This window comes from Azospirillum palustre, from assembly GCF_002573965.1.
In the GTDB taxonomy this organism is placed as follows: domain Bacteria; phylum Pseudomonadota; class Alphaproteobacteria; order Azospirillales; family Azospirillaceae; genus Azospirillum; species Azospirillum palustre.
Genome location: NZ_PDKW01000043.1, coordinates 1,871,327 through 1,889,881 on the forward strand (window position 1 = coordinate 1,871,327; position 18,555 = coordinate 1,889,881).

Below are 18,555 nucleotides of genomic sequence, written 5' to 3' on the forward strand. Positions count from 1 at the left end.
CCGGCGCCCTACCCCGCCACCGCTGCCGCGGCCGGAGCGGCTTTTGCCTTCACGCCCAGCATGCGGCAGATGGCGATGGTCAGGTCGGAGCGGTTCAGCGTGTAGAAGTGGAAGTCGTTCACGCCCTGCGCCTGCAAGGCCTGGCACTGCTCCGCCGCCACCGTCGCGGCGACGAGCTGGCGGGTTTCCGGGTCGTCGTCCAGCCCCTCGAAGGTCTCGGCCAGCTTCGCCGGCATCGACGCGTTGCACTTGCCGGCGAACTCAACCGCGCGGGCGAAGTTGGTGATCGGCAGGATGCCGGGGACGATCGGCACATGGATGCCGGCCGCGGCACAGCGGTCGAGGAAGCGGAAATAGGCGTCGTTGTCGAAGAAGAACTGGGTGATGGCGCGGGTGGCGCCGGCATCGACCTTGCGCTTCAGGTTGTCCAGGTCGAACTGGGCGCTCGGCGCTTCCGGATGGCTTTCGGGATAGGCCGCCACCGAGATCTCGAAGTCGGCGATGCGCTTCATCCCCGCCACCAGATCGGCGGCGTAGGCGTAGCCGCCGGGGAACGGCTCGTACCGCCCGCCGACACCGCCCGCGGTCTCCGGCGGGTCGCCGCGCAGCGCCACCAGATGGCGGATGCCGGCATCCCAATAGGTGCGGGCGATGGCGTCGATCTCGTCGCGGGTGGCGCCGACGCAGGTGAAATGGGCGGCCGCCGGAATGCCGGTCTCGTCCTGGATGCGGCAGACGGTGGCGTGGGTGCGCTCGCGCGTCGAGCCGCCGGCACCGTAGGTCACCGACACGAAGCTGGGCGACAGCGGGGCCAGCCGCCGGATCGACTGCCACAGGCTCTGCTCCATCTTCTCCGACTTGGGCGGGAAGAACTCGAAGCTGATGGACGGCAGCGCAGAGGTGGGCGCGGTCATGACGGAACTCCGCTGAGCGAGTGGGCGGTCTTCGGGAAGGAAATGGCGGCGCCGGCGGCAAGGCGGGTGGCCGGCCAGACGGAAACGGTCAGCGGGTCGCCCGGCAGCTGCACCACCGGGCCGCAGTCGAGGCCGGACTGGCGGCACCAGCCGGCGACCTCGGCATCGGAGAAGCCCAGGCGGCGGTGCGCATGCTCTTCGCGCAGGGCTTCCAGATGGTGCGGGGCGAAATCGACGATCAGCAGCAGCCCGCCGGGGCGCAGGACCCGCGCCGCCTCGGCCAGCACGCCGGCCGGCGATTCGGTGTAGTGCAGCACCTGATGGATCACCGCGGCGTCGAAGGAGCCGGACGGGAACGGCAGCTGGTACATGTCGGCCTGACGGACATGGCAGTGGCGCAGGCCCGCCTCCTCCAGCCGGTTGCGGGCGACGGCCAGCATCTCGCGCGACTGGTCTACCCCGATCGCGCGATGGACGCGCCCGGCGAGCACCTCCAGCATCCGTCCGGTGCCGGTGCCGATATCCAGCAGCTCCTCCACCCCCTCTTCCGGGAAAAGGCGCAGCAGAGCGGCCTCGACCTCGCCTTCCGCAACGTGAAGGGAGCGGATCTCGTGCCAGCGCGCGGCATTCTCACGGAAATAGGTGGCGGCGCTTTCCGAGCGGGCCCGCTTGATGGCGTCCAGCCGCTCCAGATCGAGGATGAGGGTGGCGTCGTCCGCGGGGATGGCGTCGACCAGGACGCGCGCCAGCTCGGCCGACTGCCCCTTCTCGGCCAGCCGGTAGAAGGCGAAGGTCCCCTCGCGGAAGCGGTCGAGCAGGCCGGCGTCGCACAGAAGTTTCAGGTGGCGCGAGACGCGCGGCTGGCTCTGGCCCAGGATCTGGGTAAGTTCGGTCACCGTCAGCTCGCCATGCGCGCAGAGTGCCAGCAGCCGCAATCGCGTCGTTTCGGCCGCCGCCTTCAGCGTCGCAAGCAGATCGTCCATCGCCTCACGTCCGATTCGGGCCAGGAAAGGGGCCGGCCGGCCGGGACACCCCGCCCCGCCGGCCTGGATACAGATATAAAGATATCTTTATGCGTCGTAAACCGCTTTTCGCAGCCGGCCGTGCGGACACGCCCGACAGCCCCGCCCCGGCCCGGATCGACGCCGTCAGTCCGAGGCGGAAAGCGGCAGGATGCAAGCTCTCCCGCCGCATTGCGGCAAAGCCGACACAGTCGCCGCGGCCTCTCCGGCGCCATGCCGGCGCATGCTGGTCAAAAGGCGAAGCCTGTGTTAGGTCAGGAAACGGTGGAAATTCTGCGATATCTCGCCCAATCTTCCTCCCGACCGCGTAGCCACCTTGCCAGGGTTGAGGACTCCAGTCATCGGGGTCTTCGGTTGTGGACAGGAGATGCGGCGACCCGCACCGAGTCGAGCCCACAGATAAAGAGCCGTCGCACATGAAGCTGGCCAGCCTTTCCCGCTCCCTCCTCCGTACGGCCACCGTGGTGGCCTTCGCCCTGACGGCCACGGCCTGCGCGACCAACCCAGGCGACTCGGGCGCGAAGGACGGGGCCTATCAGGTCAACGATCCGCTGGAAGGTGCGAACCGCGTCGTCTTCGCGGTGAACGACGCCGTAGACACCGTGGCCCTGCGCCCGGCCGCCGAGGTGTATGTTGCCGTGGTGCCCGACCCGATCCGCGACGCCATCCACAACTTCATCGACAACCTGATGGCGCCGCTCTACATCGCCAACAACCTGCTTCAGGGCAATTTCGAAGGCGCCTCCGACGCCACCGGCCGGTTCCTGACCAACACCATCCTGGGCGCCGGCGGCATCGCCGACGTCGCGTCGCAGGCGGCCATCCCGCACGCGCCGGAGGATTTCGGCCAGACGCTGGCGGTGTGGGGCGTGGGCGACGGGCCGTATCTGGTCCTGCCGCTGCTGGGTCCGTCGAACCTGCGCGACACGGTCGGCTACGGCGTCGACACCGTCGGCGACCCGGTCCGCATCTGGGCCTATGCCCACAACGGCGAGGGCCTGATGTACACCCGCGCCGGCGTCAGCGCCGTCGACCGCCGATCCGAGGTGCTGAAGTCGGTGGACGACCTGCGCCGCAACTCTCTGGACTTCTACGCCACCGTGCGCAGCCTGTACCAGCAGCAGCGCCGGGCGGCGATCAGCAACAACAAGGCCGGCACGACTCCGGAATTCCCGGACTTCACCACTGCGCCGAAGCCCTGATCGGTTCTGAGAAGACTCTGCGGCCTCGCCCATCCTGACCACCGCACGCCGCCCTCCGGGGACGGGTGCGGCGGTCGTGCCGGCGGGCCGGCGGGGTGCGCCGGGCGTTGGGGCAGGATCGAAAACCTCCTCCAAAAGCATCCGGCGGCAACCCAAAGGCCAGATGACCGTTGACAAAGCCCCAGCAACAGCCACTTTTCGCCCCATCATGCTGACACGCCGCCAGTTTGTCGCGTCCGCTGCCCTGCTCGCGGTGAGCGGTTGGGCCGGGCACTCTCTCATCTCTCCCGCAGCCGCGCAAACCGCGGACCAGGGGGCAAGCGCGTTCATCCAGAAGCTGGGGAACGACGCCATCGCAACCTTCTCGGACAAGAGCCTGTCGCGCGATCAGGCGATCCAGCGCTTCCGCACGCTGCTGTACGCCGGCTTCGACGTGCCGTACATCGGCCGCTGGGTGCTGGGCCGCTACTGGAACAACGCCAACGAGGCGCAGCGGGCTGAATACCAGAAGCTGTTCGAACAGCTGATCGTCAACACCTATGCCGAGCGTTTCGTCGAGTATTCCGGCGAGACGTTCAAGATCGCCGGTGTCGGCCCGGCCGGTGAAGCCGACAGCATGGTGACGACGCAGATCGTCCGGCCCAACGGCCCGCCGGTGAATGTCAGCTGGCGTGTCCGCAAGGCCGGCGCCGACTACAAGATCATCGACGTGGTGGTGGAGAATGTCAGCATGGGCGTGACCCAGCGGCAGGAATTCGCCTCCGTCATCGAACAGAATGGCGGCCGCGTCGACGGGTTGATCCAGGCGCTGCGCCAGAAGGTCGGCCGCACCGGCTGACCGGTCCACAGCAGTCTCTCTCCTACCGCGAAGCCCGGCCCCGTCATGGAGCCGGGCTTCGTCGTTTCAGGCCTCCGACGCGGCTTTTGCGGCGTCGGTTGAAGTCATGTCGTCCTCCCCGGCCTCCGCAGCGCCCACATTGCCTGTTTCCGGGCGTGTTTCCGGCAGCAGCAGCGCCGCGAGCAGCAGGGCCACGCCCGCAGCCGCTGCCAGCATCAGGAAGGCGGCGCTGTAGCCCTCCCGCACCACCATCTGTCCGGCGGCGGCGGTGCTGAGCGAGGCGCCGATGCCCTGGAGGGTGGCGATGGCGCCCTGGCTGACATTGAAGCGCCCGGTCCCTTCGGTCAGGTCGGCGACCACCAGCGGGAACAGCGCGCCGAACAGCCCGGCGCCGACCCCGTCCAGCAGCTGGACGCCGACCAGCCAGGCGGAGTTGTCCGACAGGGTGTAGAGGAGCCCGCGCACGGGCAGGACCAGGAAGGCGGCCAGCAGCAAAGGCTTGCGCCCCCAGCGGTCGGCCCTGGCGCCCACCAGCATCGCCATCGGCACCATGACCAGCTGTGCGGCGACGATGCAGAAGGACATCAGGCTGGTGCCCAGCGCCGGATCCTTCATCGCCAGCTTCTGGCCGACCAGCGGCAGCATCGCCGCATTGGCGAAATGGAAGAGGGCGGCGCATCCGCCGAAGATCAGCAGCGGACGGCAGCTCAGGATGACGCGCAAACCGGACGGCGTCTCGCGGTTGCTATCGTGGTCGGAGGCGTGCAGCCCGCGGGCGACCGCATGGTCGATGGCGTTGGCGGGAATGCCGGCGGTGGCGGCGATGCTGCACAGCGCCATCGCGGTCATCAGCCAGAACACCGCGACGGGTCCGAAGGCATAGGCCGCCAGCCCGGCAAGCAGGGCCGCCACCGCATTTCCGGCATGGTTGAAGGATTCGTTGCGCCCGACCCGGCGGACGAAGGCGCGCGGTCCCAGCATCCCCAGCGTGATCGCCGCGATGGCCGGCGGGAAGACCGCCCCGGCGGCACCCACCGCCGATTGGAGCACGGCGACCACGGTGAAGCTGTTCAGCCAGGGAAGGGTCAGCGACCCCACCGTCACCAGGAGTGCTGCGACGACGACCACCGCGCGCTTGTAGCGGGTGCCGTCGACCAGCGCCCCGGCCGGCACCTGTGCGGCGATCCCCGCCAGCCCGGCGAGCGTCATCACCAGCCCGATGTCCGCCTCGTTCCAATGCTGGACGGTCAGCAGATAGATTGCCAGATAAGGGCCGAGCCCATCCCGCACGTCGGCGAGGAAGAAGTTCAGCAGATCGAGAGAACGGTTCGGTCCGGCCACGTCGGTCATCCTGCAGGGAGTCCGCCCCGGATGGAGCTGCGGCAACAGAACGCCCGTTGAAGCGATTTGGTCCAGAGCCTTCAGAACCCGTGACGCGCCCGTCCGAACGGGCTATCGTTGCAACGACAGCACTGTCTTTCGTCATACGGTTGGACCCGGGAACCCGACGCCATGGCCGAACGCGATCCGAAAGAGATCGACGAACTCCGGACGATCATCCAGGCGCATCAGGCATGGCTGAAGCGGCCGTCCAGCGGTCGGCGCGCCGATCTCAGCTTCCGCGACCTCTCGCGGCTGAATCTGGAGCGGGTGTCGCTGGCCGGGGCCAAGCTGGCCGGGGCCAACCTCAGCAACACCCGCATGGTGAAGTCCAACCTGTCGCAGGCCGACCTGTTCGGCGCCGACATGGAAGCGGTCAACCTGACCGGCGCCGTCCTGACCGGCGCCGACCTGCGCGGCGCCAACCTGCACCGCGCCCTGCTGACCGATGCCAACCTGCGCGGCGCCGATTTCCGCGCGGGCGAGCTGGTGGACAGCGGCGGCAGCCAGGACGGCGGCCAGACCTCCGCCCGCGGCACCGGCACCACCCGCCTGACCGAAGCGAAGATGGAGCGGTCGATCCTGGCCGGCGCCAACTTCTCCGGCTGCGATCTGACCGGCGCCGATCTGAACGACGCCGACCTGACGGGCGCGGAGCTGACCTCCGCCGTGCTGATGGGCACCGATTTCTGCGGCGCCAACCTGGACGGGGCGGTGTTCGGCAACACGGTGATGGACCACGCCACCCTGACCCGCACCTTCATCCCCTTCGCCCTGCCGCCCGACGCCATCGTCCGCCCCAGCTACAGCGCGATGCCGGTCGCCGAGTTCCTGGAGCTGGTGGACCGGCACGAGCGCTGGGTCGACAGCGGCGGGGCGGAGGGGGTTCGGCTCGACCTCGACCTCGTGTCGGTGGCGGGGGCGGACCTGCATGGACGGACGCTGGCGGCGGCCCGCCTGCGCCGCTGCCGCCTGCCCGGCGCCCGCCTGACCAAGGCCAGCCTGGAGATGGCGGAGCTGTCCTACATCGACCTCGACGAGGCCGACTTGCGCGACGCCGTGCTGCGCGGGGCCACCCTGCGCCGCGCCTATCTGGCGCACACGCTGATGAGCGGGGTCGATGCCCGGCCGGTGCCGCTGGCCGGCGGCCGCGACTGGCCGGCCAATTTCGAGGGCGCCGACTTCTCAGACGCCGACCTGCGCGATTCCACCATGGGACCGGCAATCGTGCGCGGTGCTGTGTTCACCAAGGCGCTGACCGACCGCTCCGGCATCGACATCGCCGGCGCCTCCAGCCCCTTTCCGCCGCCCCCGCCGGAAGAGCGGCGGCGGCAGAAGCGCTTCGTCCGCCCCGGCATGGTCGTCCACACCGACCATGGCAGCTTCCCCGCCCGCAACTGGTCGGTCGGCGGACTGTGCCTGCTGGCGGTCAACCAGCCCTATCAGCGCGGGCAGACCTTCCAGGCCCGCGTCGTACTGGCCGACCGGCAGGAGGTGGCGGCCGTCGCCAACCTCGTCGTCCTGCACCGCGACGAGGAGCGCGGACAGCTGTCCGTCCGCTTCCACCAGTATGGCGACGATCTGAAGGCGCTGCTGAAGACCGCCTTCCTGGAACACCAGAAGATGGCGGGCTGACACCGGTCGCACAAACTTTCCAGCCATCGCTCCGTCTATTTCAAAGGATCGTTGAATCCCCGGAACGATCAGCGACGTGCCTCTGTTTGAAGGATGCGTGCCGGATGGGAGCAAAACCCTGCCGGTCTACATTCGATAGGAGGCTCCCATGGCAGACGAACAGAAGCCCAGGAAAGTTGGCGTGTATGACGGCTCCGAAGGCGGAGCCGGCAGTTGGGGCATGAACTGGATGTGGATCGTCATCGGCCTGATCGTGGTCGCGGTCGTCCTCTATCTCCTGCTCCGCTGACCCGGCGGCACCTGCCGCCATGACGGCCGACAACGGACCGCCTTCGGACGAAGGCGATGTGGTCATTCCCCTGCACGACGAGTCGGTGACCGTCGGCAAGCAGCGGGTGGAGCGAAGCCGCGTCCGCGTCAGCACGCGCATCTCCGAACGGGAGGAGATGGTCCGCGAAGCGCTGGACCAGGAAGAGGCCACGGTCACCCGCGTACCCATCGACCGCGAGATCGACGCCCATCCCGGCATCCGCCAGGAGGGGGACGTGACGGTGATCCCGCTGGTGGAGGAGGTGCTGGTCGTGGAACGCCGCCTGGTGCTCCGCGAAGAGCTGCACATCCGCAAGAACCGGCGGACCGTCGAGGTCGAGCAGCCCGTCACCCTGCGTTCCGAAGATGCGGTGGTGGAGCGTGTGACCGCCCCGCCCGCCCCCGTCCGATCCCCCAATCAGACTTCGCCCGAGGAGTGAGACCGATGACCAAAACCATCGTTGCCCTCTACGACCATCGATCCGACGCGGAAACGGCATCCCGCGATCTGCAGGCCGCCGGTTTCGAGTCCAGCGTCATCGAAATCCTGTCGCACAGCGACCTGTCCAGCGGTGGCTGGGGCGACAGAGACCTGAGCGGCTCCCCCACCGGGACCGCCGCCGGCTCCTTGACCGGCGACAGCTCCATCGGTGCTGCGAGCGGCATGGCCCGCACCGACCTGTCCACCGGTTATGTCGCCTCGCCCAACACGGTGCCCGGCACCGGGCTCGGCATGGAAAGCGGCCTGGGCGCCGGAGCGGGCATGGGCACGATGGGGTCCGGCGGCGTCATGACCGGCAGCGGATCCGGCGGAATGCTGACCCGGCTGACCGGCTGGGGCATCCCGAACCAGGATGCGCAGGTCTATGCCGAAGGCGTGCGCCGCGGCGGATCCCTGCTGAAGCTGCGGCTGGAAGAGGAGGATGTCGACCGCGCCATGGACGTGCTGGAGCGCGGCAATGTGGTGGATGTCGAGGAACGCGGCAGCGCCTACCGCGACTCCGGCTGGGCCGGCTACGACGAGACCGCCGCTTACTATGACGAGCAGTCGGCGGAGGAGGAGCGTGTGCGCTACTCGCCGGGCCGCACCGCCATCGACACCACCGGCAGCACGACGGCCGGGCTGACCGGTGCCGCTGCCGCGATGCGCGACGTGAACACCGACAGCACCCGGACCGGCAGCGCCGAGCGGGAGGAGCAGATCCCGATCATCGAGGAGCAGGTCAACATCGGCAAGCGCAGCGTCGAGCGCGGCGGCATCCGCGTCCGCAGCTATGTCGTCGAGACGCCGGTCGAGGAACAGGTCCGCCTGCGCGACGAGACCGTCACCGTCGAGCGCCGCCCCGGCGGCATGGCCGGGGCCAGCAGCGAGGTTCCGGCCGACGCCTTCCGCGAGCGCACCATCGAGGTGACGGAGACCGACGAGGAAGCGGTGGTCAGCAAGACCGCCCATGTCCGCGAAACCGTCGTGGTCCGCAAGGATGTCGAGGAACGCGCCCAGAGCGTCCGCGACACCGTCCGCCGCACCGAGGTGGAGATCGAGGACACGCGGGACAAGAACGCCCGCAATCCGCTCACCGACCGGACGGACGATGTGACCCGCTGATCCGTTCAATTTTGACCACGGAGGGAGCGAGGGTGCGCATAAGTTGTTTAATTGACAATCGATGCGACCAAATGCGCAGTTCGTGACATTGGATACCCCTCTATCGTGTGCGGGAAACGGGTTGTCGGCATTCGACACCCTCCTGTTTCCCGCACCGGAGAGCTTGACCAGCATGTCACGGCCCCTTGCCCACCCCCGCCGCCATCCGGCGGCCGTTCTGCTCGCCAGCCTTCTGTCCAGTTCGTGCCTGCTGTCTTCCGCATTGCCGTCCCCGGCGTTGGCGCAGACCGCTTCGGCCCAGCCGGCGGCCGCTCCGCGCTCCATTCCGCTGTTGCAGACGGAAACGAACTCCAACGGCACGCCAATAGTCTACCCGAAGGGGACGCCGCAGATCACCGCGCGCATCACCGAAATCCCGCCTGGCGTGCGGACCGGCGTGCATACCCATCAGATCCCGCTGTTCGTCTATATCCTGGGCGGCAAGCTGACGATCCGCGGCGAGAATGGCGAGAGCACCGTCTACAAGGAAGGCGACGCCTATATGGAGCGCACCGACTGGCACGAGGGCATCAACGAGGGCAGCGATCCGGTCCGGCTGCTGGCCGTCTATCCCGGCGAGGTCGGGACGCCGCTGTCGGTCAAGCAGGCCAAATGAAATTGGACCAATCTTGTCCGGCTTGACAGGACTCGACAAAAAAGGGCCGCCGGTCTGACTGACCGGCGGCCCTTCTTCAATCGGCAGGAATAGCCCCAGCCGTCAGCTGCGCACCAGCGGCTTGTACTTGATGCGGTGCGGCTGGTCGGCGTCGGCGCCCAGGCGGCGCTTCTTGTCGACCTCGTAATCCTGGAAGTTGCCTTCGAACCATTCGACGTGGCTTTCGCCTTCGAAGGCCAGGATGTGGGTGGCGATGCGGTCGAGGAACCAGCGGTCGTGGCTGATGACCACGGCGCAGCCGGCGAAGCTCTGCAACGCGTCTTCCAGCGCCCGCAGCGTATCGACGTCCAGATCGTTGGTCGGTTCGTCGAGCAGCAGGACGTTGGCGCCGGACTTCAGCATCTTGGCGAGGTGGACGCGGTTGCGCTCACCGCCCGACAGCTGGCCGACCTTCTTCTGCTGGTCGGGACCGCGGAAGTTGAAGCTGGAGACATAGGCGCGGCTGGGCATGGTCTTCTTGCCCAGCTCGACCAGATCCAGCCCGTCGGAGATCTCCTCCCACACCGTCTTCTTGGCGTCGAGGCTGTCGCGGCTCTGGTCGACATAGCCGAGCTTCACCGTGTCGCCGACGCGGAAGGTGCCGGCGTCCGGCCCGTCCTGCCCGGTGATCATGCGGAACAGCGTGGTCTTGCCGGCGCCGTTCGGGCCGATGACGCCGACGATGCCGCCCGGCGGCAGCCGGAAGGACAGGCCGTCGATCAGCAGCCGGTCGCCGAAGCCCTTGGCGATGCTCTCCGCCTCGATGACGACGTTGCCGAGACGCGGCGGCACCGGGATGACGATCCGGGTCTCGCCGGACTGTTCCTTACCGCTTTCGGCCAGCAAGGTCTCGTAGGCGGTGATGCGCGCCTTGCTCTTGGCCTGACGGGCGCGTGGGCTTTGCCGGATCCACTCCAGTTCGGTGGCCAGCTGCTTCTGGCGCGACTCTTCCTGGCGGCCTTCCTGCTCCAGGCGCTTCTGCTTCTGCTCCAGCCAGGACGAGTAGTTGCCTTCCCACGGAATCCCGGACCCGCGGTCGAGTTCGAGGATCCAGCCGGTGACGCTGTCGAGGAAGTAGCGGTCGTGGGTGACCAGCACCACGGTGCCCTTGTAGTCCTCCAGATGCTTCTGGAGCCAGGCGACCGATTCGGCGTCGAGATGGTTAGTCGGCTCGTCGAGCAGCAGCAGGTCGGGCTTTTCCAGCAGCAGCTTGCACAGCGCGATGCGGCGCTTCTCGCCGCCCGACAGCTTGGTCACGTCGGCGTCGCCCGGCGGGCAACGCAGCGCGTCCATGGCGATTTCGACCGTGCGGTCGATGTCCCAGGCGTCGGCGGCGTCGATCTTCTCCTGCAACTCGCCCTGTTCGGCCAGCAGCGCGTCGAAGTCGGCGTCCGGATCGGCCATCAGGTTCGACACTTCGTTGAAGCGGTCGAGCAGCGCCTTGGTCTCGCCCAGCGCTTCCATGACGTTCTCATGGACGTTTTTGGTCGGGTCGAGCTGCGGCTCCTGCGGCAGGTAGCCGACCTTGGCGCCCTCGGCCACCCAGGCCTCGCCGGAGTAGTCCTTGTCCAGCCCGGCCATGATCTTCATCAGGGTCGACTTACCGGAACCGTTGACGCCGAGCACGCCGATCTTCACACCCGGCAGGAACGAGAGCCAGACGTTGTCGAGAACCTTCTTGCCGCCAGGATAGACCTTGGTCAGGCCCTTCATGACATAGACATACTGGTAGGACGCCATGCGCCGCTCCGACCTTCCGAAAAAATGTGAGAATTGGCGCCGCCCCATCCCGATGGTTCTACGGCACCCTGTCGCTAGGGACTGGTTTTAGCGCATAAGGGCCTTGCATGAAACCTTGTTGAGCCACCCGGCGGGGGCCGGGCGGCGCCAGGAGGAACAGGATTGGTCAGTCCCAAGGTCGAAATCTACGTCGATGCCGACGCCTGCCCGGTCAAGGCCGAGGTCTACAAGGTCGCCGGCCGCACCGGCTCCAAGGTCTGGCTGGTCGCCAACGCGCCCTTGCGCCTGCCGACGGAGTGCATGGTGGAACTGGTTGTGGTCAGCGACGGCTTCGACGCCGCCGACAACTGGATCGCCGAGCATGCCGGCCCGACCGACGTGGTGGTGACGGCGGACATCCAACTGGCCGACCGCTGCGTGAAGCGCAACGCGGTGGTGATCGGCCCCACCGGACGCCCCTTCACGCCCGACAGCGTCGGCTCGGCGCTCGCCACCCGCGCCCTGATGCAGGATCTGCGCGACATGGGCGTGGTCAGCGGCGGCAACGCCCCGATGAGCCAGCGCGACAAGTCGCAGTTCCTCCAGACGCTGGACCAGGCGGTCCAGGCGCTGAAGGCGGGGCGGCGGCCGAGGTTCCGGTAAGGAGAAGAAGGGGGCCGAAGCCCCCTTACACCCGCACCACCTTGCCGGGATTCAGCAGGTTGTCCGGATCGAAGGCGCGCTTCAGGTCGCCCATGACGTTGAACGCTTCGCCGGTCTCCTGCTCCAGGAACGCCATCTTGCCATAGCCGATGCCGTGTTCGCCGGTGCAGGTGCCGCCCATCTCCAGGGCGCGGGTCACCATCTTGTCGGCAAGGCGCTGCGCCTCGGCCAGTTCCGCCGGCTTCTCCGGGTCGAGGACATAGACGAGGTGGAAGTTGCCGTCGCCGACATGGCCGACCATCGGGGCCAGCATGTTGGACTCCGCCAGATCCTGCTTGGTCTCAAGGATACAGTCGGCAAGCCGCGAGATCGGCACGCAGACGTCGGTCGGCCAGCCCTTCGACCCCGGACGCAGAGCGAGAGCGGCGTAATAGGCGTCGTGCCGGGCCTGCCACAGCTTCGAGCGGTCCTCCGGCCGGGTGGCCCAGGCGAACTCCATCCCGCCATGCTCAGCGGCGATGGCGGCCACCATCTCCGCCTGTTCCTTCACCCCGGCCTCGGTGCCGTGGAACTCGAAGAACAGGGTCGGGGCGACAGCATAGTCGAGCTTGGAGTATTTGTTGACGGCGTCGATCTGCACCTCGTCCAGCAGCTCGATGCGGGCGACGGGCACGCCGACCTGGATGGTCTGGATCACCGTGTCGACGGCGCCCTTGATGGTCGAAAAGGCGCAGACGGCGGACGAGATCGCTTCCGGGATGCCGTAGAGCTTGAGCGTCACCTCGGTGATGATGCCGAGCGTGCCTTCGGAGCCGACGAACAGCCGGGTCAGGTCATAGCCGGCCGCCGACTTGCGCGCCCGCCCACCGGTCTTGATGACTCGGCCGTCGGCCAGCACCACGGTCAGCCCCAGGACGTTCTCGCGCATGGTGCCGTAGCGCACGGCGTTGGTGCCGCTGGCCCTGGTCGCCGACATGCCGCCCAGCGAGGCGTTGGCGCCGGGATCGATGGGGAAGAACAGGCCGGTGTCGCGCAGATGCTCGTTCAACTGCTTGCGGGTCACGCCGGCCTGGACGGTCACGTCCAGATCCTCCGGGCTGACGCGCAGGATCTGCTGCATGCCCGACAGGTCGATGGTGATGCCGCCGGCCAGCGCCGCGATGCCGCCCTCCAGCGAGGTGCCGGTGCCGAAGGGGATGATCGGCAGCTTGTGCTTCGCGCAGATCCTGACGATTGCGCTGACCTCTTCGGTCGAGTTGGCGAAGGCGACGCCGTCCGGCGGAAAGGGCGTGTGGTAGGACTCGTCCTTGCCATGATGCTCGCGCACCGGCAGGGAGGTGGTGAACCGGTCGCCCAGCAGAGCCGACAGCTCGGCCCGGGCCTCCTCGGTCAGGGCAGCGCGCGGCTGGGTGGTGGCGATGACGGTCATGGGTGTTGTCCTCCCCGGTCGATGAGACAGTCGAATGGTTCATTTGTATGACCAAGGGAGGCTAAAGCGGCAGGCAAGCCCTTGGCAAGACGGGCGCCGCGCAGGGGTGGAATGCCGGTCTGCGGCGGGTGAATACGAATGTGGGCCACCATTGACTCACACGCGAGTGGGATCCATCATCACTCAATCGAATGGAGAGTGGCAGATGGCCGACCCGACGCTCACCGATGTGTTGAACGCGATTGCCGACATGGGACGGCATTTCAATTCAAGACTGGACGCCAATACCGAACGGCTGGAGCGGCTTGAGCGTGACATGCAGTCCTTCCGGGAAGAGGTGCGCGAGAAGCATGTCGAACTGCGCACCGAGCTGAAGATCGTCAGCGCCCGGCTGGATGAACAGCGCCAGACCATCAACGCCATGATTCCCACGCGCATCGCCGCGGTCCCGCCTGCCGCGGAGTGACGCCACACCTGTTGCACCGGCGGCGCAACAGTCCCTGCAACAGGTGTTGCAACGCCTCACGCCGCCGCACCACCCCAACCGTTGAAAATCAAGAAAATCCGCTGAACTGACCATCTGGCACGGCGGTTGCTCTTATCCCCTCGAACCGCGCGTCGATCAACGGCGCGCATCAGCGAGGGGGAGACGCCATCTTGGCTCCGGTCGTCGGCATCGTCGCCAATCCGGTTTCAGCCCGCGATATCCGCCGGGTCGTCGCCAACGCCACCAGCCTGCAGATCGCCGACCGGGCGAACATCCTGCTGCGGGTGCTGGCGGCGCTGCATGCCTGCGGCATCCGCGACGTGCTGATGATGCCGGAGAATGGCGGCATCCGCGCCCATGTTGAGCGCGGGATGATGCGCGCCCGGTCACGCGGCGAGGACATCTATCCCGCCCTCCACACCGTCTCCATGCCGGTCACCGGCACCGTCGCCGACACCCACCGCGCCACCGCGGAGATGCGGCGGGCCGGCGTGTCGGCCCTGGTGGTGCTGGGCGGCGACGGCACCCACCGGGCGGTGGCGGCCGAATGCGGGACGGTGCCCATCGCCGGCATCTCCACCGGCACCAACAACGCCTTCCCCGAACACCGCGAGCCGACGATCACCGGGCTCGCCACCGGGCTGGCGGTCACTGGCCGGGTGCCGCCGCACATCGCGTTTGCCGCCAACAAGCGCATCGACGTGTCGCTCGCCAGCGGGACGACCGGCGCCACCGTCTCCGAGATGGCGCTGGTCGATGTCGCCCTGGTGACGGAACGCTACATCGGCGCCCGCGCCCTGTGGCGGACCGAGAATTTCCGCGAACTCTACGTCACCTTCGCCGACCCGGAGGTGATCGGCATGTCGGCCATCGCCGGCCTGCTGGAACCCGTCGGCCGCGACGAAAGCGGCGGCCTGATGGTGCGGCTGTCACCGGATGGCGCCAGCCGCAAGGGCATCACCACCCTCAACGCTCCCATCGCGCCGGGAATGATGGCCCGGGTCGGCGTCACCGACTGGCGCCGCATGCCGGCCGGCGTGGCCTTCGTGCCGGAGGTCACCGCCGGCTCGGTCGCGCTGGATGGCGAGCGCGAGCTGTCCTTCAGCGAACGCGACCGTCTGTCCCTGACGCTCCGGGACGACGCCTTCCGCACGGTCAACGTCGCCGCAGTGATGCGGCACGCCGGCCAGAACCGGCTGCTGACCGGCACCCCGGTGCCCGTCACGGCCGCCTTTTAAGCATCAAACACACTCCAGGGAGAAAACACCTCATGGCCCAGAATCCCTTCCCCCTCGGCAAGGACGAGCTGCTGAAGGCCTACCGCACCATGCGGACGATCCGCGAGTTCGAGGAGCGGCTGCACGTCGATTTCGCCAAGGGCGACATCCCCGGCTTCGTCCACCTCTATGCCGGCGAGGAGGCCTGCGCCACCGGCATCATGATGCACCTGAACGACAACGACCGCATCGCCTCCACCCACCGCGGCCACGGCCACTGCATCGCCAAGGGCGTCGACGTCCACGCGATGATGGCGGAGATCTACGGCCGCAGCACCGGCGCCTGCCGGGGCAAGGGCGGGTCGATGCACATCGCCGACCTGTCCAAGGGCATGATGGGCGCCAACGGCATCCTCGGCGCCGGTGCGCCGCTGATCTGCGGCGCGGCTCTGGCGGCCAAGGTGCGCGGCGACCGCGGCGTCGGCATCACCTTCGTCGGCGACGGCGCGTCGAACCAGGGCACCTTCCTGGAAAGCCTGAACCTCGCCGCGGTGTGGAACCTGCCGGTGGTCTTCGTGGTGGAGAACAACGGCTATGCCGAATCCACCGCGATGGAATGGGCAGTGTCCTGCGACAGCTATGTCGACCGCGCCACCGGCTTCGGCATGCCGGGCGTCACGGTGGACGGCACCGACTTCTTCGCGGTGTACGAGGCGGCCGGCGAGATCATCCGCCGCGCCCGCGACGGCGGCGGCCCGGCCCTGCTGGAATGCAACATGGTCCGCTTCTACGGCCATTTCGAAGGCGACGCCCAGACCTACCGCGCCAAGGGCGAGCTGGAGGCGATCCGCGCGTCCCGCGACTGCCTGACCATCCTGTCGGAACGGGTGGTCGAGGCCGGGGTGATCGGCCGCGACGAGTTGCAGGCCATCGACCGCGAGGTGAACGCGCTGATCGAGGACGCCACGCGCGCCGCCAAGGCCGCCCCGCTGCCGGCGCCGGAAGACCTGCTGCGCGACGTCTACGTCGCCTACTGAGCCAACCCCAATCCAAGAGACGCGAAACGCGCGGAGGAAACACATGTCCCGCAAGATCAGCATGAAGCAGGCGATCAACGAGGCCCTGGATCTGGAGATGCGCCGCGACCCCACCGTCATCGTCATGGGCGAGGACATCGTCGGCGGCACCGGCGCCCAGGGCGAGGACGACGCCTGGGGCGGCGTGCTGGGCGTCACCAAGGGTCTGTACGCCAAGCATGGCGACCGGCTGATGGACACGCCGCTGTCGGAATCCGCCTATATCGGTGCCGCCGTCGGCGCCGCCGCCTGCGGGCTGCGCCCGGTGGCCGAGCTGATGTTCCTCGACTTCATGGGCGTCTGTTTCGACCAGATCTTCAACCAGGCCGCCAAGTTCCGCTACATGTTCGGCGGCAAGGCCGAGACGCCGGTGGTGATCCGCGGCATGGTCGGCGCCGGCTTCCGCGCCGCCGCCCAGCATTCGCAGATGCTCACCCCGCTGTTCACCCACATTCCCGGCCTGAAGGTGGTCTGCCCCAGCAACGCCTATGACGCCAAGGGCCTGCTGATCCAGTCGATCCGCGACAACGATCCCGTGATCTTCTGCGAGCACAAGAACCTCTACGGCCTGGAATGCGAGGTTCCGGCCGAGAGCTACGCCATCCCCTTCGGCGAGGCGAACGTGCTGCGCGACGGCGACGATGTGACCATCGTCAGCTATGGCCTGACCGTCCACCGCGCCATGGAAGCCGCGGCGACGCTGGCGAAGGACGGCACCGAGGCCGAGGTGATCGACCTGCGCACCCTGTCGCCCATCGACTGGGACACCATCGTCGAGAGCGTCGAGCGCACCGGCCGGCTGGTGGTGGTGGACGAGGCGCATCCGCGCTGCAACCTCGCCACCGACATCGCCGCCTTCGTCGGGCAGAACGCCTTCGGCGCGCTGAAGGCCGGCATCCAGATGGTGACGGCGCCGCACACCCCGGTGCCCTTCGCGCCCTCGCTGGAGGATCTGTACGTTCCCAGCGCCGACAGCATCGCCAGCGCCGTGAAGCGCACCCTGTCGCCCAAGGGCGCGTCGCCGCGGATCGCGGCGTAGCAGACCGGCCTCACGCCACACAGCACGCACGAGCCGCCCCGCTCCCTCATTTCCGCCTGCGCGGGAGTGACGGGAGAGGTGCGCGCCAAGCAAAAAAGCATTCCCAGGAGACCGAGTTCCATGTTGAACGAGCGCATCAAGCCCATCGTCATGCCGAAATGGGGCCTGTCCATGTCGGAGGGCAAGGTCACCGGCTGGCTGAAGCAGCCGGGATCCACCATCTCCATCGGCGATGAACTGCTGGAGGTCGAGACCGACAAGATCACCAATGTGGTCGAGGCGGGCGAGACCGGCGTGCTGCGCCGGGTGCTGGGCGAAGCCGGCACAATCTATCCGGTCAAGGCGCTGATCGCCGTGCTGGCCGACCCCGACGTGCCCGACGACGACATCGACGCCTTCATCAACGCCTATGCCGTCCCGGCCAGCGAAGACGATGGCGAGGCCGAGGCCGGCCCGCAGTACCACACCGCCGAAACCCCGGCCGGCACCATCCGCTACGCCAAGCGGGGCGAAGCCGGACCGACCGTCCTGCTCGTCCACGGCTTCGGCGGCGATCTCGACAACTGGCTGTTCACCATCGACGCGCTGGCGGAGAAGGCCACCGTCTATGCGCTCGACCTGCCCGGCCACGGCCAGTCGAACAAGCAGATCGCCGACCCCAGCCTGTCCGGCCTGTCGCAGGCGGTGCTGGGCTTCCTCGATGCGGTCGGGGTGGAGCGCGCCCATTTCGTCGGCCATTCGATGGGCGGGGCGGTGTCGATGCGCACGGCGCTCGACGCGCCGGGCCGGGTGGCGTCGCTGTCGCTGATCGCGTCGGCCGGGCTCGGCGAGCAGATCGACCACGGCTACATCCAGGGCTTCGTCGGTGCGACATCGCGCCGCGACCTGAAACCGGTCCTGGAGACGCTGTTCGCCGACCGTGGCCTTGTCAGCCGCCAGATGGTTGACGACCTCCTGAAGTACAAGCGGCTGGACGGCGTGGACGAGGCGCTGCGGGCGCTGTCGGCCTCGCTGTTCGCCGAGGGCCGGCAGGCCAGCGTGCTCGCCTCCGGTATCGCCGATGCCAGGATGCCGACGCTGGTGGTGTGGGGCGAGGAGGATCGTGTCATCCCCGCCGACCACGCCCAGGCGCTGGCGAACACGGCCCAGGTCGCCGTCATCTCCGGCGCCGGCCACATGGTGCAGATGGAGGCGGCCGGCAAAGTGAACGCGCTGCTGAAGGACCACATCGCCAAGGCGGACTGAGGAGGCCAGCCCCCTTCCCGCCCCGTCTTACCGGTTCCCGACCCCCTCGCCACCGGCGCGCAAGGCTGTCCGCCAGCGCG

General features: G+C 68.1%; 18 protein-coding genes. 13 read left to right on the plus strand and 5 right to left on the minus strand.

The features are described from left to right. Positions 1–8: 8 nt before the first annotated feature. The gene (gene metF, locus CRT60_RS31140) at positions 9–914 is read right to left on the minus strand and encodes a methylenetetrahydrofolate reductase (RefSeq protein WP_098740296.1); all 906 of its coding nucleotides are present in this window, start codon (positions 912–914) and stop codon (positions 9–11) included. Then, positions 911–1,897: an ArsR/SmtB family transcription factor gene (locus CRT60_RS31145; RefSeq protein WP_098740297.1), complete on the minus strand. Its 987-nt coding sequence runs from the start codon at positions 1,895–1,897 to the stop codon at positions 911–913. The genes metF and CRT60_RS31145 overlap by 4 nt, the downstream gene beginning before the upstream one ends. Positions 1,898–2,352: 455 nt before the next feature. Here CRT60_RS31145 and CRT60_RS31150 point away from each other — a divergent pair, with 455 nt between their 5' ends. Both CRT60_RS31150 and CRT60_RS31155 read left to right on the plus strand, forming a co-directional pair. Next, the gene (locus CRT60_RS31150) at positions 2,353–3,138 is read left to right on the plus strand and encodes an MlaA family lipoprotein (RefSeq protein WP_167421839.1); all 786 of its coding nucleotides are present in this window, start codon (positions 2,353–2,355) and stop codon (positions 3,136–3,138) included. A gap of 208 nt (positions 3,139–3,346) precedes the next feature. Continuing rightward, entirely contained in the window at positions 3,347–3,976 is a 630-nt protein-coding gene (locus CRT60_RS31155; protein ID WP_098740299.1) for an MlaC/ttg2D family ABC transporter substrate-binding protein, read from the plus strand. Positions 3,977–4,042: 66 nt separating this feature from the next. Here CRT60_RS31155 and CRT60_RS31160 read toward each other — a convergent pair whose 3' ends face one another. Beyond that, positions 4,043–5,326, minus strand: a complete 1,284-nt coding sequence (locus CRT60_RS31160; RefSeq protein ID WP_098740300.1) for an MFS transporter — start codon at positions 5,324–5,326, stop codon at positions 4,043–4,045. A gap of 162 nt (positions 5,327–5,488) precedes the next feature. Between CRT60_RS31160 and CRT60_RS31165 the strand changes: the two genes are divergently transcribed. The 5 genes from CRT60_RS31165 (at position 5,489) to CRT60_RS31180 (ending at position 9,561) form a co-directional block, all read left to right on the plus strand. Continuing rightward, the gene (locus tag CRT60_RS31165) at positions 5,489–6,991 is read left to right on the plus strand and encodes a pentapeptide repeat-containing protein (protein WP_098740301.1); all 1,503 of its coding nucleotides are present in this window, start codon (positions 5,489–5,491) and stop codon (positions 6,989–6,991) included. 148 nt (positions 6,992–7,139) lie between these two features. Further along, the gene (locus CRT60_RS36325; RefSeq protein ID WP_161958137.1) at positions 7,140–7,280 is read left to right on the plus strand and encodes a hypothetical protein; all 141 of its coding nucleotides are present in this window, start codon (positions 7,140–7,142) and stop codon (positions 7,278–7,280) included. Between the two features lie 19 nt (positions 7,281–7,299). After that, positions 7,300–7,740, plus strand: a complete 441-nt coding sequence (locus CRT60_RS31170; protein ID WP_098740302.1) for a YsnF/AvaK domain-containing protein — start codon at positions 7,300–7,302, stop codon at positions 7,738–7,740. A gap of 5 nt (positions 7,741–7,745) precedes the next feature. Further along, positions 7,746–8,906, plus strand: a complete 1,161-nt coding sequence (locus CRT60_RS31175) for a YsnF/AvaK domain-containing protein (protein WP_098740303.1) — start codon at positions 7,746–7,748, stop codon at positions 8,904–8,906. Between the two features lie 172 nt (positions 8,907–9,078). Further along, positions 9,079–9,561, plus strand: coding sequence for a cupin domain-containing protein (locus tag CRT60_RS31180; protein WP_098741118.1), 483 nt, complete (start codon positions 9,079–9,081; stop codon positions 9,559–9,561). Between the two features lie 102 nt (positions 9,562–9,663). On the opposite strand, the gene ettA is transcribed toward CRT60_RS31180, so the two are convergent. Further along, on the minus strand, positions 9,664–11,340 hold the full coding sequence (ettA, locus tag CRT60_RS31185) for an energy-dependent translational throttle protein EttA (protein WP_098740304.1): 1,677 nt from the start codon (positions 11,338–11,340) through the stop codon (positions 9,664–9,666). A 162-nt stretch (positions 11,341–11,502) separates the two neighbouring features. On the opposite strand from ettA, the gene CRT60_RS31190 reads away from it, so the two are divergent. Further along, positions 11,503–11,982 carry a YaiI/YqxD family protein gene (locus tag CRT60_RS31190; protein ID WP_098740305.1) on the plus strand — a complete coding sequence of 160 codons (480 nt, stop codon included), beginning with the start codon at positions 11,503–11,505 and terminating at the stop codon, positions 11,980–11,982. Between the two features lie 25 nt (positions 11,983–12,007). On the opposite strand, the gene CRT60_RS31195 is transcribed toward CRT60_RS31190, so the two are convergent. Continuing rightward, positions 12,008–13,411 (minus strand): FAD-linked oxidase C-terminal domain-containing protein, encoded by a 1,404-nt coding sequence (locus tag CRT60_RS31195; protein ID WP_098740306.1) that lies wholly within the window; start codon positions 13,409–13,411, stop codon positions 12,008–12,010. A gap of 205 nt (positions 13,412–13,616) precedes the next feature. On the opposite strand from CRT60_RS31195, the gene CRT60_RS31200 reads away from it, so the two are divergent. The 5 genes from CRT60_RS31200 to CRT60_RS31220 all read left to right on the plus strand — a co-directional run bounded on the left by CRT60_RS31200 (position 13,617) and on the right by CRT60_RS31220 (position 18,475). Next, positions 13,617–13,877, plus strand: coding sequence for a hypothetical protein (locus CRT60_RS31200; RefSeq protein WP_098740307.1), 261 nt, complete (start codon positions 13,617–13,619; stop codon positions 13,875–13,877). 191 nt (positions 13,878–14,068) lie between these two features. Further along, positions 14,069–15,136: an ATP-NAD kinase family protein gene (locus tag CRT60_RS31205; RefSeq protein WP_098740308.1), complete on the plus strand. Its 1,068-nt coding sequence runs from the start codon at positions 14,069–14,071 to the stop codon at positions 15,134–15,136. A gap of 32 nt (positions 15,137–15,168) precedes the next feature. Then, on the plus strand, positions 15,169–16,152 hold the full coding sequence (locus CRT60_RS31210) for a thiamine pyrophosphate-dependent dehydrogenase E1 component subunit alpha (RefSeq protein ID WP_098740309.1): 984 nt from the start codon (positions 15,169–15,171) through the stop codon (positions 16,150–16,152). A gap of 43 nt (positions 16,153–16,195) precedes the next feature. After that, the gene (locus CRT60_RS31215; RefSeq protein ID WP_098740310.1) at positions 16,196–17,230 is read left to right on the plus strand and encodes an alpha-ketoacid dehydrogenase subunit beta; all 1,035 of its coding nucleotides are present in this window, start codon (positions 16,196–16,198) and stop codon (positions 17,228–17,230) included. 120 nt (positions 17,231–17,350) lie between these two features. Then, complete coding sequence (locus CRT60_RS31220; RefSeq protein ID WP_193548469.1) at positions 17,351–18,475, plus strand: acetoin dehydrogenase dihydrolipoyllysine-residue acetyltransferase subunit; 1,125 nt, start codon at positions 17,351–17,353, stop codon at positions 18,473–18,475. The last annotated feature ends 80 nt before the right edge of the window (positions 18,476–18,555 follow it).

Bases quoted from the DNA above. Each gene is read 5' to 3' on its own strand.
- CRT60_RS31180 (WP_098741118.1), top strand. From the start codon at position 9,079: ATGTCACGGCCCCTTGCCCACCCCCGCCGCCATCCGGCGGCCGTTCTG.
- CRT60_RS31155 (WP_098740299.1), top strand. From the start codon at position 3,347: ATGCTGACACGCCGCCAGTTTGTCGCGTCCGCTGCCCTGCTCGCGGTG.
- CRT60_RS36325 (WP_161958137.1), top strand. From the start codon at position 7,140: ATGGCAGACGAACAGAAGCCCAGGAAAGTTGGCGTGTATGACGGCTCC.
- CRT60_RS31210 (WP_098740309.1), top strand. From the start codon at position 15,169: ATGGCCCAGAATCCCTTCCCCCTCGGCAAGGACGAGCTGCTGAAGGCC.
- ettA (WP_098740304.1), bottom strand. From the start codon at position 11,340: ATGGCGTCCTACCAGTATGTCTATGTCATGAAGGGCCTGACCAAGGTC.
- CRT60_RS31200 (WP_098740307.1), top strand. From the start codon at position 13,617: ATGGCCGACCCGACGCTCACCGATGTGTTGAACGCGATTGCCGACATG.
- CRT60_RS31175 (WP_098740303.1), top strand. From the start codon at position 7,746: ATGACCAAAACCATCGTTGCCCTCTACGACCATCGATCCGACGCGGAA.
- CRT60_RS31195 (WP_098740306.1), bottom strand. From the start codon at position 13,411: ATGACCGTCATCGCCACCACCCAGCCGCGCGCTGCCCTGACCGAGGAG.
- CRT60_RS31145 (WP_098740297.1), bottom strand. From the start codon at position 1,897: ATGGACGATCTGCTTGCGACGCTGAAGGCGGCGGCCGAAACGACGCGA.
- CRT60_RS31165 (WP_098740301.1), top strand. From the start codon at position 5,489: ATGGCCGAACGCGATCCGAAAGAGATCGACGAACTCCGGACGATCATC.
- CRT60_RS31160 (WP_098740300.1), bottom strand. From the start codon at position 5,326: ATGACCGACGTGGCCGGACCGAACCGTTCTCTCGATCTGCTGAACTTC.
- metF (WP_098740296.1), bottom strand. From the start codon at position 914: ATGACCGCGCCCACCTCTGCGCTGCCGTCCATCAGCTTCGAGTTCTTC.
- CRT60_RS31215 (WP_098740310.1), top strand. From the start codon at position 16,196: ATGTCCCGCAAGATCAGCATGAAGCAGGCGATCAACGAGGCCCTGGAT.
- CRT60_RS31170 (WP_098740302.1), top strand. From the start codon at position 7,300: ATGACGGCCGACAACGGACCGCCTTCGGACGAAGGCGATGTGGTCATT.
- CRT60_RS31150 (WP_167421839.1), top strand. From the start codon at position 2,353: ATGAAGCTGGCCAGCCTTTCCCGCTCCCTCCTCCGTACGGCCACCGTG.
- CRT60_RS31220 (WP_193548469.1), top strand. From the start codon at position 17,351: ATGTTGAACGAGCGCATCAAGCCCATCGTCATGCCGAAATGGGGCCTG.